General features: G+C 55.8%; 14 protein-coding genes and 2 tRNA genes. 7 read left to right on the top strand and 9 right to left on the bottom strand.

All coding sequences use genetic code 11. The annotated features are described in order from the left end of the window. Nucleotides 1–75 precede the first annotated feature (75 nt). The gene (locus J7395_RS08880; protein ID WP_062958640.1) at nucleotides 76–2,673 is read left to right on the top strand and encodes an EAL domain-containing protein; all 2,598 of its coding nucleotides are present in this window, start codon (nucleotides 76–78) and stop codon (nucleotides 2,671–2,673) included. Between the two features lie 71 nt (nucleotides 2,674–2,744). On the opposite strand, the gene mgtE is transcribed toward J7395_RS08880, so the two are convergent. The 3 genes from mgtE to J7395_RS08865 all read right to left on the bottom strand — a co-directional run bounded on the left by mgtE (nucleotide 2,745) and on the right by J7395_RS08865 (nucleotide 6,981). Then, nucleotides 2,745–4,151 (bottom strand): magnesium transporter, encoded by a 1,407-nt coding sequence (gene mgtE / locus J7395_RS08875; protein ID WP_209221241.1) that lies wholly within the window; start codon nucleotides 4,149–4,151, stop codon nucleotides 2,745–2,747. A gap of 143 nt (nucleotides 4,152–4,294) precedes the next feature. Continuing rightward, nucleotides 4,295–6,586, bottom strand: coding sequence for an NADP-dependent malic enzyme (locus J7395_RS08870; protein ID WP_114111776.1), 2,292 nt, complete (start codon nucleotides 6,584–6,586; stop codon nucleotides 4,295–4,297). 308 nt (nucleotides 6,587–6,894) lie between these two features. Continuing rightward, nucleotides 6,895–6,981, bottom strand: a tRNA-Leu gene (locus J7395_RS08865). Nucleotides 6,982–7,098: 117 nt separating this feature from the next. On the opposite strand from J7395_RS08865, the gene lipB reads away from it, so the two are divergent. The 3 genes from lipB to J7395_RS08850 all read left to right on the top strand — a co-directional run bounded on the left by lipB (nucleotide 7,099) and on the right by J7395_RS08850 (nucleotide 9,661). Further along, complete coding sequence (gene lipB / locus J7395_RS08860) at nucleotides 7,099–7,764, top strand: lipoyl(octanoyl) transferase LipB (protein ID WP_209221240.1); 666 nt, start codon at nucleotides 7,099–7,101, stop codon at nucleotides 7,762–7,764. Then, nucleotides 7,757–8,776 carry a diguanylate cyclase gene (locus tag J7395_RS08855; RefSeq protein WP_209221239.1) on the top strand — a complete coding sequence of 340 codons (1,020 nt, stop codon included), beginning with the start codon at nucleotides 7,757–7,759 and terminating at the stop codon, nucleotides 8,774–8,776. The genes lipB and J7395_RS08855 overlap by 8 nt, the downstream gene beginning before the upstream one ends. A 345-nt stretch (nucleotides 8,777–9,121) precedes the next feature. After that, entirely contained in the window at nucleotides 9,122–9,661 is a 540-nt protein-coding gene (locus tag J7395_RS08850) for a hypothetical protein (RefSeq protein ID WP_209221238.1), read from the top strand. Here J7395_RS08850 and J7395_RS08845 read toward each other — a convergent pair. The 3 genes from J7395_RS08845 to J7395_RS08835 form a co-directional block, all read right to left on the bottom strand. Next, the gene (locus J7395_RS08845; RefSeq protein WP_209221237.1) at nucleotides 9,658–9,864 is read right to left on the bottom strand and encodes a hypothetical protein; all 207 of its coding nucleotides are present in this window, start codon (nucleotides 9,862–9,864) and stop codon (nucleotides 9,658–9,660) included. The genes J7395_RS08850 and J7395_RS08845 overlap by 4 nt on opposite strands. 78 nt (nucleotides 9,865–9,942) lie before the next feature. After that, nucleotides 9,943–10,317: a DUF4169 family protein gene (locus tag J7395_RS08840; RefSeq protein WP_209221236.1), complete on the bottom strand. Its 375-nt coding sequence runs from the start codon at nucleotides 10,315–10,317 to the stop codon at nucleotides 9,943–9,945. Nucleotides 10,318–10,427: 110 nt separating this feature from the next. Next, a complete protein-coding gene (locus J7395_RS08835; RefSeq protein WP_062949475.1) occupies nucleotides 10,428–11,549 on the bottom strand; it encodes a hypothetical protein in 1,122 nt (373 codons plus the stop codon). 335 nt (nucleotides 11,550–11,884) lie between these two features. On the opposite strand from J7395_RS08835, the gene J7395_RS08830 reads away from it, so the two are divergent. Further along, nucleotides 11,885–11,961: transfer RNA gene (locus tag J7395_RS08830), tRNA-Arg, on the top strand. A 219-nt stretch (nucleotides 11,962–12,180) separates the two neighbouring features. Beyond that, the gene (locus J7395_RS08825) at nucleotides 12,181–12,933 is read left to right on the top strand and encodes a tellurite resistance TerB family protein (RefSeq protein WP_209221235.1); all 753 of its coding nucleotides are present in this window, start codon (nucleotides 12,181–12,183) and stop codon (nucleotides 12,931–12,933) included. Between the two features lie 71 nt (nucleotides 12,934–13,004). Here the strand turns inward: J7395_RS08825 and J7395_RS08820 are convergent, their stop codons facing one another. Next, nucleotides 13,005–13,493, bottom strand: a complete 489-nt coding sequence (locus tag J7395_RS08820) for a fasciclin domain-containing protein (RefSeq protein WP_209221234.1) — start codon at nucleotides 13,491–13,493, stop codon at nucleotides 13,005–13,007. A 254-nt stretch (nucleotides 13,494–13,747) separates the two neighbouring features. Between J7395_RS08820 and J7395_RS08815 the strand changes: the two genes are divergently transcribed. Continuing rightward, complete coding sequence (locus J7395_RS08815) at nucleotides 13,748–14,269, top strand: hypothetical protein (protein ID WP_062949479.1); 522 nt, start codon at nucleotides 13,748–13,750, stop codon at nucleotides 14,267–14,269. Between the two features lie 12 nt (nucleotides 14,270–14,281). Here J7395_RS08815 and J7395_RS08810 read toward each other — a convergent pair whose 3' ends face one another. Then, complete coding sequence (locus J7395_RS08810) at nucleotides 14,282–16,138, bottom strand: calcium-binding protein (protein ID WP_209221233.1); 1,857 nt, start codon at nucleotides 16,136–16,138, stop codon at nucleotides 14,282–14,284. A 148-nt stretch (nucleotides 16,139–16,286) separates the two neighbouring features. Continuing rightward, nucleotides 16,287–17,447, bottom strand: coding sequence for a GGDEF domain-containing protein (locus tag J7395_RS08805; RefSeq protein ID WP_209221232.1), 1,161 nt, complete (start codon nucleotides 17,445–17,447; stop codon nucleotides 16,287–16,289). Nucleotides 17,448–17,550 lie beyond the last annotated feature (103 nt).

Genomic DNA, 17,550 nt, shown 5'->3' with positions numbered 1-17,550 from the left:
GGTGCAATCTGTCCCTTGCGGTCGAGACGCAGAATAATATCACGGTCCGCCATAACCGTGAGACTTGGGGAAGACATGGAAGACGATAACCGGCCAACCGAAGAAACAGCAACCGAGCGTAAAACAGGCATTCGCAAGCAGGCCCTTCTTGCCAGCTTCATGACCGCTGTGCTGCTGGCACTCTCGACCTTCCTGCTCTGGAGCAACGCGCTTCAGAACCGCGATACAATGCTGCTGTCGTCTGCGCGGATCATGTCTCTTAGCATCGCACGGCAGGTCAAACAGATCGTCGATAACAACCTGCATGTGCTGGAAACTTTCGCCGATAACTGGCAGGACGGCGCACCAACGGAAGAACGCGACTATCTGAGCCTCGCCACCCCACTGCAGGCCCGCTTCCCTGCCCTTCAGGCCGTAAACTGGGTCACGCCCAATTACATCATAATGTATGTCGCCCCGATCAAGGGGAATGTTCCGGCAATGGGTGCGGATCTTAAACGCCATCCGCTTGCCGGTCCGGTTCTTGATATCGCACTTGATCAGCGCCGCACACAGATCACCCCGACCCTTGAATTGCTGCAGGGTGGTCGCGGCTTTGCCGTCTATACCCCCGTACTCAGCCGGGATGGGCAGATCATTGGCGTGATCAACGGTGTTGTACGCATCCGGACCATGTTGACATCGGTTATCGATGACGAGGGTATCATCGGTTATTCGGTCCGTGTCCGCGAAGGCGATACCGTCTTGTTTGACCTTCAGGGCGAAGGTGATGATCCCAGGCTGGAACAGACCACCGCCGTCGACATTGCCGGTCGCCAGTGGCATGTCGATGTCACGGCTGATCCGGCTCTAGCAAATCAGGCCATGTTCAGCCCGGAAATGGTTCTGTTTATCGGGGCGGTCATCACGATCATCATGACCATCGTGGTCTTTGTTCTTGCCAACCGGCAACCGCGATCCTCGGGCCGCATTATCCATCACATGCGTGCTCCTGATGATATCAGCGACCTGTCGCTTGCCATCACGCGACTGGACGGTCATCTGAAATCCATGACACCCGAAACCGCAGATTTCTTCGACCTGCGTGAAGAAGACTACGGTTTCATACGGTTCTATAATCTGGCGCCGGAATTCCAGTCCGACGGCACCGCATCACGCCGGGCACAGGAAAAGATGTTATTGGCACTCAGCCGCGGTGACGAGGAAATCCGCCGCGAATGGGTGGTTCGCAGTGCCGAAGGCGTCCATGTCGTTTGCGATCTTTCCATGCGTCCGTCGGTCAATCATGACGATTGCGTGGATATCACCCTGCATCACAATCCGGCGGCCAACGCATCGGTCAATCGCCTGCGCTATCTGGCAACGCATGACCCGATGACCGGCCTTCCCAACCGGGCCCTTTTTGACGACAGGCTTAACCAGGCTGTTGCCCACGCCAAACGCTATGAAAAACTTCTGGCTGTTCTGGTCGTTGATATCGACAATTTCCGTGCGATCAATGACCGGTTTGGTTCTGATATCGGTGATGAAACACTGCGTACCGTTTCTGGCCGTCTGCGGGCGACCGTTCGGGAAAAGGATAGCTGTGCGCGTTTTTCGGGCGATATGTTTGCCGTGATCGCAACCGATCTGTCCGAGGCCGAAGGTGCCGCCCTTGTCGCGGAACGGATCGTCGAAGCCATGTCCCAGCCGATTCAGGCGGGTGGCAACGATGAAATCCGCCTGCATGTCAGTGTCGGGGTTGCCCTTTATCCCAACGATGCGCGGGCACCGTCACAATTGCTGGCCAATGCGGATGCCGCGATGTACCGCGCACAAAAATCCGCGGAATCGTCCTATTGCTTCTTTGTGGAAACGATGAACAGCGTCATGCATGCGCGCCTGTCGATGGAAACGCAGTTGCGTCGTGCAGTCGATGAAAAACGATTTATTCTGGAATTCCAGCCGCGCTATCGCACGTCGGACAGGACACTGACCGGGTTCGAAGCTTTGCTGCGCTGGATTGATGAAAGCGGCAAGCGACGCCTGCCGCCCGATTTCATTGCCGTTGCTGATCGCACGGGCCTGCTATCCCCATTGGGGCGCTGGATCATTGAAACGGTCTGCAAACAGATCGCTCAATGGCGGGATGACGGCTACATCCCGGTTCCGGTCGCATTGAACGTATCAAGCCGCCAGTTCATTCAGGCAGACTTGCTCAAAAGCATTGTCGAATTCACCAAGGCCCACGAAATCGATCCCGCAATGATCGAAATCGAAGTATCCGAAGAAATTGCGATGCGCGACCCGGAACGGGCACTTGGCCAGTTCTATCGCTTTGCCGAGGCGGGCATTGGTCTGACGCTGGATCATTTTGCCGCGGCCAACACTTCACTCCGATATCTGAAACGGTTCCCGGTACAGCGGATCAAATTGTCCAAGGCATTGTTCAATATCGCCCTTGATGAACAACCCGAAAACAGCATCCTGCAACCAGCCATCCGGCTGTGCAAAAGCCTTAACCGCAAGGTGGTTGCTGTCGGGGTCGAAACCGAGGACCAGCTTGCCGTCCTGCAATCCGCCGATTGTGATGAATTACAGGGCTTCCTGCTGTCGCCGCCAGTCGATGCGATTGAAACGACCGCACTGCTCAGCCATCAGAACCCGACGGACAAATCACCAGCGCGAAGCTGAATTTCGCGGACTTTCAGGATAAGCCACAAACAACAGGGCCGGGTCAGATACCCGGCCTTTTTTTCACGTTGTTACAGCAGGAAGGTCGCGGCCAATCCCAGGAAGGCAAAGAAGCCAACCACATCGGTAATCGTCGTCAGAAATACCGATGAAGACACGGCCGGATCAATCCCGGCCCGCTCCAGGCCAAGCGGGATCAATGCGCCAAACAATCCCGCAAACAGCAGATTGATGATCATGGCAGCCCCGATAACGGCACCCAGCAAACCACTGTCAAACCAGAACCATGTCACAGCCCCGGTTAACACCGCAAACGCGAGCCCGTTCAGACCACAAACTGCGACCTCCTTGCGAATAACACGCCAGGCGTTGGTGCTGGTCAGTTCACGCGTGGCAATCGCGCGTACGGCAACCGTCAGGGTCTGGGTCCCGGCATTGCCCCCCATCGAAGCCACAATCGGCATCAGAACCGCCAGCGCAACAAGCTGCTGGATGGTTCCCTCAAAAACGCCAATTACCATCGATGCCGCAATGGCGGTAAAAAGATTGACCAGCAACCAGGTAAATCTCGATCGGGTGGTATCAAAAATCGCACTTGAAAGGTCGTCTTCCTCACCAACACCGGCAAGGCGCATCATGTCTTCTTCATATTCTTCATCGATAACGTCAACCACGTCATCGACCGTGATCACACCGACCAACCGACCGCTATCGTCAACTACCGGCGCCGAAATAAGGTCGCGCTGACGGAACAGATGGGCGACGTTTTCCTGCTCCTCGGTCACGACGACCGTGCGCATGTTCTCAGAATCCATGACATCACGGATCAGAACCGGGCGGTTCGTGCGGATAGCCCGTGAAAGCGGAACAATCCCGACCGGGCTGTAGCGCGGATCAACCACGATGATGTCATAAAAGTCATCCGGCAGATTTTTCGCCGAACGCAGGAAATCGATGGTCTGGCCGACCGACCAGTAATCCGGAATCGCCACCAGCTCGCGCTGCATGATACGGCCGGCGGTATATTCCGGATAGGACAGCGCTTCTTCAACGCGCGCACGTTCGATATCGGAAAGGGCCCCCAGAAGTTCTTTCTGGTCCTCTTCTTCCAGATATTCGACAACCTCGACCACGTCATCCGAATCGAGTTCGGAAATCGCTTCGGCCACCGCCTCGGTACCAAGCAGCGAAATGACCTCTTCGCGCAACTCGTCATCAAGCTCGGTCAGAAGTTCCGGATCAAAATCCGGGCGGATCAGATCAACAAGTTTGACGCGCTGACTGCTGCTCGCCCACCCCAGAAGGTCGGCGATATCGGCAAAGTGAAGTTCGGAAATCAGTTCTTCGGCGCGCGATACGTCATCGTCGCCCAGTGCATCAAGAATCTCGCGCGCATATTCAGGAGTAAGATCGACATACTCGTCACCAGACGACGTATTTTCCGCCGGACGTTCCAGTTCTTCGACCTGATCCGTCATCTGCCCCTCCTCTGAATGTGTTGCGCGCTAAGTTCGTTCCTGCACTTCAATTAAAAATGCCGTGCCGGGCCATTTTGCCCGACACGGCTGTTTCTGCGCTATCGGTCAGGCCCGGTCAAGGGCCGCGCGATAGCAATGTGCGGTTAATTGTATTCCTGACTGCGATTGATGGCATCAACCACGGCAATCGCACTCATATTGACGATACCGCGCACGGTGATCGACGGACTGACGACGTGGGCCGGTTTGGCCGCACCGACCAGAATCGGACCAACCGGCAAACCATCGCCCAGCATTTTGACCATGTTGTACGAGATATTCGCCGCATCAAGCGTCGGCATCACCAGAAGGTTTGCAGAACCTTTCAGCATCGAATTCGGGAAAATGCGGGACCGGATTTCTTCGGAAATCGCGGCATCGGCATGCATTTCACCCTCAACCTCAAGGTCCGGTGCCAGAGTACGGATCAGCTGCAACGCATCGCGCATCTTGCAGGCCGATTTGTTTTCATGGCTGCCAAAGTTCGAATGCGAAATCAGGGCTGCCTTCGGCGTGATCCCGAAACGTTTGACCACGTCGGCGGCCATGATCGCGGTTTCCGCAACATGTTCCGGCGTCGGATCAACCGACACATAAGTATCGGTCAGGAAGAATGTACCCTGCTTCATGATCATCATATTGACGGTCGAGAAGTCGGTAACCCCTTTCTGCACGCCAACAAGGTTCCGCACATAGCGCAGATGACGCAGGAAACCACCCTGGCAACCGCACAACATCGCATCCACCTCGCCGCGGCGAAGCATCAGGGCGGCAATCACGGTCGGCCGGGTCCGCACGATGGAACGCGCATATTCCGGGTTGATACCGCGACGGCCCATGATGTTGTGGAAATCCTGCCAATCCTGTTCGAAATGCGGATTGTCTTCCGGATCATGGATTTCAACCTGCTCGTCCGGGATCAGGCGCAGGCCAAGTTCGGCAATACGTTCAAGGATCACATCACGACGACCGATCAGGACCGGATGGCACACACCGTCATCGACCAGAACCTGACAGGCCTGCAGAACACGGCGCGATTCGCCTTCGGGATAGACAACGCGTTTCTTGTGCGCGCGTGCCATGTCAAAGACCGGCTTCATCACCAGACCGGACCGGAAGACAAAGCCTTCAAGCTGCTGACGATACGCGTCGAAATCCGTGATCGGGCGTTTGGCAACGCCACTATCCATTGCGGCCTTTGCCACCCGCGGCGGAATTTCAAGCATCAGGCGCGGATCAAACGGCTTCGGAATAAGGTATTCCGGCCCGAAACGCAGTTCCTGCCCGCCATAGGCAGCCGCCACAATGTCGGAAACCTCGGCAGTTGCCAGATCGGCAATGGCCTCGACCGCGGCGATTTTCATTTCCTCGTTGATCTCGGTCGCACCAACGTCAAGCGCCCCGCGGAACAGGAACGGGAAACAAAGAACGTTGTTAACCTGGTTCGGGTAATCCGTACGTCCGGTCGCCATCACGGCATCCGGGCGGATTTCCTTGACCAGTTCGGGTGACACTTCCGGGGTCGGGTTGGCCAGCGCCATAATGATCGGGCGTTCCCCCATCTTGCGCAGTTCTTCCTCGCCCATGATGTTCGGTGCCGAAAGACCAAGGAACACATCGGCCCCTTCGATCACGTCATTCAGGGTACGGGCATTGGTATCGATGGCATATTCCGCTTTCCACGGATCCATCTCTTCCTTGCGTCCCTTGTAAACAACACCGAACCGGTCGGTTACGGTAATGTTTTCACGCGGCATGCCCATGGAAACCAGAAGGTTCAAACACGCAAGTGCCGCAGCCCCGGCACCCGATGCAACAAGGCGCACCTTGCTGATATCCTTGCCAACAACCCGAAGCCCGTTGCGCACGGCTGCGGCAACGCAAATCGCCGTGCCATGCTGGTCATCGTGGAAAATCGGAATGTTGCAGCGTTCACGCAATGCCTTCTCGATAATGAAGCATTCCGGCGCCTTAATGTCTTCCAGGTTAACACCGCCAAATGTCGGCTCAAGTGCCGCAACGATATCGATGAATTTCTGCGGGTCGGTCTCGTTTACCTCAAGGTCGAAGACATCGATATTGGCGAATTTCTTGAACAGAACCGCCTTGCCTTCCATCACCGGCTTGGATGCCAGCGGACCAATCGGGCCAAGACCCAGAACCGCCGTACCATTGGAAATCACGCCAACCAGATTGCCGCGCGCGGTATATTCGGCAGCGGTTTCAGGGTCTTTGACGATTTCCTCGCAGGCGAACGCAACACCCGGCGAATAGGCCAGCGCAAGGTCACGCTGGTTTGCAAGCGTCGTGGTTGCCGTAACGGACAGCTTCCCCGGGGTGGGATACCGGTGATAGTCCAAAGCCGCTTCGCGCAGCTTGTCATTTCTGTTTGCCATAAGAATACCTTTTAATTTCAGGTATTTGAGCCAAATTAACCTTAAATTGGTTAAATCCTGATTATTTTGTCTTTAAGTGGGGCGCACAGCGTAGAGCACTTTCAAGCCGGTTTGAAGCATTCAGTTCAAAGAAGTACCCAAACACGACAAGGGTCAGCATTGCATAATTTTCAACGCCACACCGCAACTTTCCACGTTCCCGACCCGATAGCGGTCCCGTTTCATATGGGGATCATCCGAAACGAAAAAACCCGCCATCTCTGGCGGGTTCTTTTTCGTGACCCTTCCCGAAGGAAAGATCCAGATAATGGTGCGGTCGAGAAGACTCGAACTTCCACGGGGGTTAGCCCACAGCGACCTCAACGCTGCGCGTCTACCAATTCCGCCACGACCGCATATGTCTTGTCTGCAAACCCATGAGGTAATTTTGCGGGCTTGCCTTGGTGCGGAAAGGGAGATAGCAAAAAGGTTACCCCTGATCAAGGGCTCATTTCACTTATTTGACAGGAAAAATGCAAACCATCGCCCCTGCCGCGCAAATTCCCGACTGGCGCACCGCCTCCGGGTTGGTTTCCTACCCCGAAGCACTGACCGAAATGGAAGCACGCGCCGAAGCCATCCATGAAGGCAAAGCCACGGAACTCGTATGGTTTCTGGAACATCCGCCGCTATATACGGCCGGAACCAGCGCGCATGCCGAAGATCTTGTCGATCCGGATCGCTTCCCCGTCTATGACGCGGGACGCGGCGGCCAATATACCTATCACGGCCCCGGACAGCGCACTGTTTACCTGATGCTGGACCTGAAAAAGCGCGGTCGCGACGTTCGGGCCTATGTCCATAACCTTGAAGAATGGGTGATTCGCACGCTGGCACTGCTTGGCGTTGCCGGCGAACGCCGTGATGGCCGGGTCGGAATATGGGTTACCCGTGAAGGCGGACGCGAAGATAAAATCGCCGCCATCGGTGTGCGGGTGCGCCGCTGGGTCACGTTCCACGGCATTGCAATCAATGTGAACCCCGATCTGTCGCATTTCGGCGGGATTGTTCCCTGCGGTATTTCCGATCACGGCGTCACCAGCCTTGCCGATCTTGGCGTCGATATTTCTATGGCGGAACTCGATAGACTGTTAAAACAGACCTTTGTCGAAGTGTTCCCCGGATTCGCAGATGAGTGACAGCCCGAAAAAGGTTGCCAAAAACAGCAAAGCCAAACCGGGCAATTCCCGGAAGATGGGCGAAAGCATCGCCGAAGTCGGCATGGCCGACGCGGAACGCGATATTCTGGCCGAACTCGACAAGGCGTTAAGCGAGCATATCTCGCTTCTGCTGGGATGGAGCCGTCGCCTTACCCTGCCTGCTGGCAAGACTGGTCCAGCCCCCCTTCACGACCACAGCGATGATCACGATTGTGACTTCGGGGCATGGTATGCGCTTAATCGCCACAACAGGCTCATAGACCAGCCTGCGATGCATGCGCTTGCCGCCACTCATGAACAGCTTCACGCATCTGCCAGACGGCTTCTGGAAGGCCACGAGATCGACGGCGATGTCGACGAAGCCGAATTTGAAATGCTGTCCCTGCGCGCCGAATCGTTTTTTGCGCAGCTTCGCCGCCTTGAACGTGCGTTCCGAACGGCGCGCTCCGATGTTGATCCGTTGACGGGGACCTACAACCGGCAAACCATGCTGGGCGATCTTGGCACCGAACGCGAACGCGCGGTGCGAACCAATACACCAACCGCAATTGCCCTGGTCGATCTGGATCATTTCAAGGCGGTCAACGATACCCACGGCCATCAGGCCGGTGATCTGGTTCTGCAATCAGTTGCCGGTATCCTGCAATCCCATGTCCGCCCGTTCGACAAGGTGTATCGGTACGGTGGCGAAGAATTCCTGATTTGCCTGCCAAATGCCGATATGAAGCAATGCGCACGTGTCCTTGAACGCCTGCGTCGCGTCATCGAAGCATCCCCGGTTACGCTTAATGACGGCACGATTTTGCCTGTCACCGCCTCCATCGGGGCCGCCCCGATGACGAAAACCCGCACCATCGAACAGATCATCGAAAAGGCCGATCAGGCCCTTTATGCCGCCAAGGAAGGCGGGCGGAACAAGGTCCGGGTCTGGCGCAATCCCGATGGTGAAAAAGACACCGGCAAGCCCGACAAATCAAAATCCCGCGACTGAACCCGACACGCCTTTGCGTTTTCCAGCGCAGGAAAGGCCCCTTGTCGCGGGGAATAGCCCAAACCACCTCACAATATCGAAAATGTGATCACCTTCCCAACTAGCATCAAATCGCAGGCACTTCACAAAATTTTCCATATTTTTCATCGGCTAACGCGTAACCCGTGGCAAAAATCCGTCCGGGAAACAAAAAATTCTACTAAAGCGCAATCTTGTCTTCACAAGATGGAAACATATCTGCAAACTATAATAATAAAAGGCAGCAGGGTTCCGGCGACGGGCCTGAAAACGAGAGAGAAGCTGCCAATGGGAGGGAATTCGGTTCGGACAGAACGGAGGCTCCTGATGTCCACTGCGACTGATTTCGTGCCTGGCGATCCCGCCTTGATGTTGACGGTACTACGCGGTGCCGAAGGCAACCTTGACCAAAGCGTCCTTCTTGAACGCATTTTATCCCTGTTTTGCACTGATGATGATGGCAACCAGGTCATTGTCGAAGACACGCCCGATCTTAGGCGGCGGATCAGCATAGCAATTTCACATTTGAAAATTGCTGGTCTGGTGCACACCGAAACGGATGGCAGCCTGTCCATCACGTCTCTTGGCCGTGCCATGATGATGGCCTATCCAATGGGCATTGATGACGGGGTATTGTGTTCGCTACCGGCATTCCGTAATCAGATTTACGACACCAATGCGCCGGTTGTGCATGAACGCCATCTCCCCAATCCTGCTTATGGATCGGGCTTTTCGGCGGGACTGGGTTCCCATCGTCTGACCGAAAACCCCTATCCATCAGACAGTCGCGACCATGAAGACTGGCTGATGGGCTGGGACGAGGCCCTTGACCAAAGCAAACGCGAAGCCGAAACGCTCGTAAGCTAGGGGAGCATCCCGGACGCCCAAGGCGATCCGGCATGAAAGATTTGCGGACCGGCACCATTTGGGGGAACCAGGGCGGTGCCGGAATTGACCAGACCGGTATCAATCCGGTCGGCCCGGATGCCCGTCCGATGGCCACTGACTTGCCCGCCGACTGTGGCATCCGTACCGCCACAGCCAACAGCCGGGCAACGTACCCTCGTCACCCTGTTTTCCCGATAATACGATGCTTGTGATGTTATCGCGTGGCAAGGCGAATCAACCCGGCCACGGTGTCGCCATTTCTAGTCGTTGTCGGGTTTGGAATTCGGATTGGCTGCCCGAAAGAATGAAACCACATTATCCGTATCGGACGACGCGGCATCGGAAGCACCGGCACCGGCACCGTCATCGGCGCGCTCACTATCACCGGCATCTTCGCCGCGCTTGGCCGCTTCGATGTTATCGTCCGTTCCATGGGGCTTGGTATCATCGGCGGGCGACACGGCACCTCGATAATGGCCGTCATGCTGCCTGTCGGCCTTACGGTCCTCGGCGTCCTTTTTCGTACGCTCGCCCCGCGTGCGGCCATGCAGGGCCCGATTGGCATCGGCCTGCCTTTCCTTGGCACTGCGTTTCTTCTGCTTGCGCACCTGCCGCAGATTGACAAGATCGCCCATGCGAACGTCCCCTTTCATCCCGGTCCAAAATGACAAACGGGCACCCCGATTGATCAGGGCACCCGCCTAGAAGCTTGGCAAACCGTTGATAAAACCTGCCTCAATCCGTCTTAGCGGACGAAGACGTGGACCTCGTTGGCCGAAACCGAGGCACTGGTCGCATCAGAAACACGAACACGCGCGCTAGGCATTCCCATATCTGTCAGGGAACGCAGAACCGACTGTGCATTGCGTTTTGATTTGTTGCTGTTCAGCGCAACCTGCGCCGGGGTCCCGCGATTCGGCGTTACCGCAACAACATCAAAGCTGGCCTGCGGGCGACGCTCCAGAACGCGGTTGACCGCGTTATAAAGCGCCTGCTCGTATTTCACGCTCGGGCTGTCGAAACGGATAACGACCAGCGGACGATCGCTGGTCGATGCCATGCTGCTACCGGCGGATGCCGGTGCAGCCTGCGACTGGAAGACACGCTTGGAAAGCGCGTCACCGAAAATCTCGCCATTCTTGACAGCCAGTGCCAGCGCATTGAGGTTCGCACGCTCGTTGCTGACATAAGACGTCTGACGGGCAAGGCCTTCGCTGATTTCATTGAGAAGACGATCAATCAGCACTGTGGTGCGGTTGGTTTCATCTTCCAGCAGAGCGAGCTGACGGTGATCTTCGTCAACCGCGCCGGAAACCTGATAGGCAGACCGGACAGATTCCAGAAGGAAAGTCGACAGCGTCGAATCAGCGGCCACTTTATTGGCCAGCGAATTCATCGCCGCGATATCGTCATTCACACGATCAAGTTCCTGCTGTGCAGTATTCCACTGCTGCACCAGAACCGGGTTGCCCGGCGTGGTACCAACCTGAAGCCGCGCGCTGATCGCTGCCACAGTCCCGTGATAGGCCTGCGAGTTGCGAACGGTCTGCGCACGAAGCTGCTGCAATTCGTTGCTGTGATCACTCAGCGCCGATTTCAGGCGATTGAGTTCGGCCTGCATGTTTTCGACCTTGGACCCGACAAAGGTCCCGGTCTGCGACATGCCGGTCAACGGTTGAGAGCTGCGCGCAACATCAGTCGACGTCGTAGCATCTGCCCCGCTTGTATCAGCCATCGCGGCCGAGTTTTCAGTGCCGGCATTCTCTTCGCCAGCCAAAGTCGGCCAAAGGGCCTCTGAAGAAAAAGAACATCCCCCCAGCAAAAGGGCGGCGCCGATTACGGCGAGGTAGGTTTTACGAACGGCCATTTCGATCTATTACCTAAGTAGGAATAAGCGAATCTCCCTGGGCCTGCTTTTTTATGAATTGAAACAAGCCCCTGCTCCCCCGGGATTGAATGCATCTTAGTCCACGACCACGTGTGGAACAAGACGCATTTGCCCCTTTTTTAGCCATAGTTTGTCATATCCGTGTCAAACGCAACAAACCGGGGCAGAACAAGGCCCTAGCAGCGTGAAAAAACCTGCTGTCGGAAAAAATACGGTTTTTTGAAATTTACCGCTTGCAATGCCCCGCTCGTTTGCATAAGTTCCGCTCCGCCGACGGGGAGCACCAAACGCAAACCGGCGGAAACCAAGGCAAAGCGCCCGTAGCTCAGCTGGATAGAGCATCTGACTACGAATCAGAAGGCCGGAGGTTCGAATCCTTCCGGGCGCGCCATTCAAAGGCCCGACGTTAACGCGTCGGGCCTTTGCCATTTCCGGATCATGCCGCAACGCGCCCCCGCTTTCATCCGATAAAACCGCCGAAATGTGAACCGGATTACACCTTTTGGCCAATTCCCCGCCCTTATCGTGCAACTTTTCCCCGCCATCCTTGCCCCTGCCGATCCCTCAAACATATCAGGGGAACGGCCCCGTAACCCGCAAGGAGACAGGAATGGATATCGGAAAAATTCTCGGTGGCGTACTCGGCTCCGGCAGTACCGGCCAGATCGGCGACCGGATCAAGCAAGCCACTTCCGGCGGATCGTCCGGCGGGATCGGCAAGGCACTGGGTAATAGCGGCCTTGGTGGCGGTCTTGTCGGCGGCGCGCTAAGCGGCGGATTGATGTCTGCGGTTCTCGGGTCGAAAAAGGGCCGCAAGATGGGAGGCAAGGTATTGGCGTACGGCGGCACCGCACTGGTTGCAGGCCTCGCCTACAAGGCATGGCGCGATTACAGCAACCGCCAGAAACCGCAAAGCCATGCCCGTGATACCGATCTTGCCAGCATTCCTGCCGATAGCGGTTTTGCCCCCGAACAGGAACGCGGCGAAGATGATGTTGATTTCCGCCTTGCATTGGTGCGCGCGATGATCGCTGCTGCCAAGTCGGATGGTCATATCGATCAGACCGAACACAAACGCATTGCAGCCCAGATCGAACAATTCGAACTGGGTGCATCGGAAAAGGCTTTTCTGTTTGATGCCTTTTCCGCCGATGCCGACCCATTGGCGATTGCCCGTCTGGCCCGAACCAGCGAACAGGGTGCGGAAATCTATCTGGCATCCAGTCTGTCGATTGATCCCGATGATCAACTTGAACAGCAATATCTTTCAAGGCTTGCCGGATGTCTTGGCCTGCCCGATGAATTGCGCACCCACCTTGATACGCAGGCCGAAGGTGCGCGGCAGGAATTCGCAAAGGCTTAAGCTCAGACAACGAAAAACAGGCCCGAACAGTATCGTTCGGGCCTGCAGTTGCAATATCCTGTCAGCCCGACTCACATCGCAGGCATGATGACCGTATCAATCACGTGAATGACGCCGTTGTCGGCTTCGATATCGGCCTGGGTTACTGTCGCACCATCCACCATGACGCCGCTTGTGGCATTCACATCAATGGTGTCGCCCTGCACGCTGGCAACTTCCATTTCCTTACCCGCGATATCGGTTGCCATCACTTTGCCCGGTACAACGTGATAGGTCAGAATGGCGACCAGCTTTTCCTTGTTTTCCGGCTTCAGAAGGTCTTCGACCGTGCCCGCCGGCAGCTTGGCAAAGGCTTCGTCGGTCGGCGCAAACACGGTAAAGGGTCCTTCACCCTTAAGGGTATCGACAAGCCCGGCTGCCTGAACCGCGGTAACAAGCGTTTTAAAAGATCCGGCAGATACCGCCGTATCAACGATGTCAGCCGCCTTTGCCGGAAGACTTGCCAATGCAAATGCCGCTGCGGCAACGGTTGCGATCACGGTTTTCTTCAAAGCAGTCATGTTTCGAACTCCTGTCCATATATTGTCGGATGTGCCCGACATCTCTGCTGTCGAAAAAACTACGCGCAGTGGCCGGTAAACGGATCCATCGTGATGCTTCATTTAATTGTGATAGCCGCCCTGACATCCACATCAGGCTGGCTTGCGTACAGGAACGCTTGTGCAAGTTGAAAATGGGAAAAAGCCCGTGCCCGGAAGTGGCAAGGAATGCTATGCTTGATGCCATCTGACGACCGCCTCAAGGAGCCCCACGCATGAACGCCAATACGCGCATCACCATTTCCTGCACCGATCGTGTCGGCCTGGTATCGGATATATCCGGTCGTCTGTTTGATATCGGGGCCAATCTTGGTCCGACCAGTTTCATGCTTGATCAGGGACGCGCAAATTTCATTACCACCTGCGAACTTCCCGACACCTGCCCGATCACCGAATGCGAAGCCGCCCTTTTTGAATTGCCGATGGAACAGGCCGAAATCACGGTCGAAGAAATTCAGCCCGCCCCACTCCTGACCCGCGCACCGGGGGCAACCCATATGATTGAGTGTTCCGGCATTGATCAGCCCGGCCTGATTGCCCGGCTGTCGGAAATTTTCATCGAATTCAACGCCAATATCGTGCAACTGGCGGCATCGGCAACCGATGAAAAGGATGCACGCATCTACACCACCCGCTTTGCGATTGCCATTCCGGCTGACCGTGCTGCCGCCTGTCTGGCAACCCTTGCCAACACTGCCGGGTCAATGCGCATGCTGTTCCGGTTTGAAGAACTTTAACAGTGTAGCTGGTTACAAAGTCCCGTAATCATCTACGTCAAAGACCACATTATCAGCGACCAGATCGCCGATCTCAATCCCGTCGATCTGAACGCCATAGCTGTAATGTCGGCCGCCACTGAAATCGACATAAACACCCGTGTCGTTCTGTTCTGCGTGATTGATGAAATCACCAAAATCGTCGATGCCGCTTTTTTCTTGGAATGTTTTGCCAAGCAGAAAGCGATCGCCGTTTTCGCCCGCTTCAAAATCGGTAATACGGTCACGTTCCGCCCCGCCTTCGAACGTAGCCCAGACGAAACTGTCCGACGATTGGCCGCCCGTCAGAAGATCATTGCCATCCCCACCAAACAACAGGTCTTCGCCATGCTCTCCCCTCAGGACATCATGACCGTCCTGCCCCAACATCCGGTCATCATCCCGGCCACCTTCCAGAAGGTCACGTCCTGAGCCACCCGATAGCAGATCCTCCCATTGCCCACCCCGCAAGATGTCCTGGCCATCACCGCCATACATCGCGTCGTCACCAAGACCACCTTCCATAAGGTCGTCCCCGGCACCGCCATAAAGAAAGTCATCCGCATTATTGCCTTTGACAATGTCATCACCGTCACCACCATCGGCATGGGTGCCATCCGGCGGGAAGAGATCGTCCCCGTAATATGTGTAACCGGCGAGAACTGTGTCATTCCCCTCTCCGCCATACAGACGGTCGCCACCTTCATTGCCCAGAATGGTGTCATCACCGCCATCACCGTAAAGGTAATCGCGATCAGGTTGTCCATACTCCGAACCCGAAAGAGTATCGTTACCATCGCCACCATAGGCGGTAATGCCGGTTAACGTGTCGTCACCGCCATTGCCATAGATGGTGTCGTAGCCGAAATAGCCATCAATATTATTATCCTGTTCATCACCGATCAAAAGGTCGTTGTGGCTGGTTCCGAAAATGCCCTCGACATCCGTCAGCACATCCCCGTCCGCATCCCCGCCTTCAGCAATGCCAGCACCAAGGTCGATATGCACACCTTCGGTCGAAGTCTGATAGCTGACAGTATCCTGCCCACTGCCGCCATCAAGGAAATCAGCACCGCTGCCCCCTGTCAGAAAATCATCACCGGCACGTCCCATCAGGGTATCGTTACCGCTATCCCCGGACATTGTATTATCACCGCCCCGGCCGATCATCATATCGTCACCACCGGCACCAAACAGCGTTCCGCCCCGCTCCTCACCGCCAATCAGCAGATCATCATGATTTGATCCGCGTATATTCAGATCGCGCAACTCGCTATCATCGGTAAAGGAAATCACATCCCCCTCGGCATCCCCGCCATAACCGATCATGCTGTCCTGATCGAAATAAATAGCTTCGGGCGAACTGCCATACGCAACAGTCGGCGCATAGCGGGAGTAGGAACTGGGAAATATATCGCGAAAATCAAAGTTGATGGTATCGGCACCGCCGCCACCTTCGACCGCACTTATTTCTCCTTCAAAATAGTCGCCTCCGTCAGTACCAATCACGCCCAACTTCTGGGAAACATGGTCGCCATACTCCCCAACAATCAGCTGATCGCCATCCGCGTCACCACCACTCACGTCAAGCTGCGCGACCTGTTCGCCTGATGGGGCATCTTCATTATTGTAAAACTTGAATGTCAGTGGCTCCTCAGAGGTCGCATATGACAGCACGTAATCGTCAGATAGCCCACTGACGAAAAAGCTGTCGCCCCCGGCCCCACCAATCACCGTATCTGACTGGCTGAAATGGATTTCATCATCACCATCCAGCCCATAAATAATATCACGACCACGAGAGGTATGGTTCAACACGTCGTCTTCGTTTGTACCGATGATCCGTGCCATAGAAGGCCTCCTGTCGTTAAATGAAACGACCCCACGATACGCCCTATAGGTGATTCAAAAAAGAAAAATAAAACCTAAAATATAGTTCTATTTTCAACTGGTAATGCACATCTTCTGCAAAGAACAGCAACGCCGGGCCGTTGCCCTCCTAAACCACAACCCGGTTACGCCCGGCCTGTTTGGCGGCATAAAGTTTTTCATCCGCCTGCTTCAGCACCGCCCAGGGATCATCAGTATCCTCATCCCGTTCCGAAAGACCGACCGAGATGGTGACCGAAACGGTCTTGTTTTTGTCGGGCAGGGCAATTTTGGTTGCGGCAATCCGCTTGCGAAGGGCTTCCAGCGGTTCGTGGGTTTTCTCCGCACTCCGCCCGGCAAAGACAACGGTGAATTCCTCGCCACCATAACGGAAGGCTTTTCCCCCGCCGCCAACGCGTGCCAGTTCGCGCGAAACCTTGCGTAACACGATATCGCCGACATCATGACCATAGGTATCGTTGAATTTCTTGAAATGATCGACGTCGAGCATGGCAATCGCATACTGGCTGCCAAGTTCGGCCAAGGCATGGCCTAATGCCCGACGACCGGGCAAACCGGTCAGATCATCAACAAACGCCATCCGCCACGCTTCCTGCGCCAACCCGGCCAGAACCACACCCGTCGCCGCCAGATAACCGAACTTGATGAAACCCGGGCCCATAACGGTCGCCACCGCAATGGCAATGATCGCGGCGGCAAAGCTGGTTTCAAGCGGCCGATGCAGCGCAAGCAGAATACCGACCGAAACAACCGCCAGAATCAGTGCGGGCTGCGGCATATCGGCCATAAAGGTTCCGGTGTCGACCAGCCGGTAATTAAGTACCTGATAAAGCGCCGCGCCAACATCGGCCTTGCCAGCCAGCATCAGCATGACAAAAAGCTGCAATCCCAGCACCAGCATCCGGGCAATTCCGCGCGGATTAAGAACGCCGCGTTCCTTGGTAAAACCGAGCACCAGCAGATTGACCGGGATCAGATAAAGCGTCGCAATGCGCATGAAGGCAAGGCCATCGGCGGAAAAACCGCCACCATTCCACACCAGCAGCCAGTAGCAGACCAAAAGCAGGATCATGACGAAAACCGCCCGCCCGCGGTTAAACCACCACCCGATTGCACCGCCAAGCACCGCAAGGATGAACGGCCCGTATCGCACAAGCCCCGCCAGTTCACCCGGAACCAGTCCGGGTGACAGCGCAAGCACAAGACAGGCCCCCAATATCAGAAAGGGTGCCAGCCCGGCCGAAACAAGAATGGAATAAGCGCGACGCATGGGCCGTTTGGTTCTGCCTGAAATTCCCCCAAGGATACGGTATCGGGCAGGCCCGATCCGCAATATCGCCGGTAATCTAACCACTGCATGCTTAAGGGGCCAT

The sequence above is a fragment of the Thalassospira sp. A3_1 genome, from assembly GCF_017744215.1.
GTDB lineage: Bacteria > Pseudomonadota > Alphaproteobacteria > Rhodospirillales > Thalassospiraceae > Thalassospira > Thalassospira lucentensis_A.
This window is presented reverse-complemented; position numbering and strand designations above follow the sequence as displayed.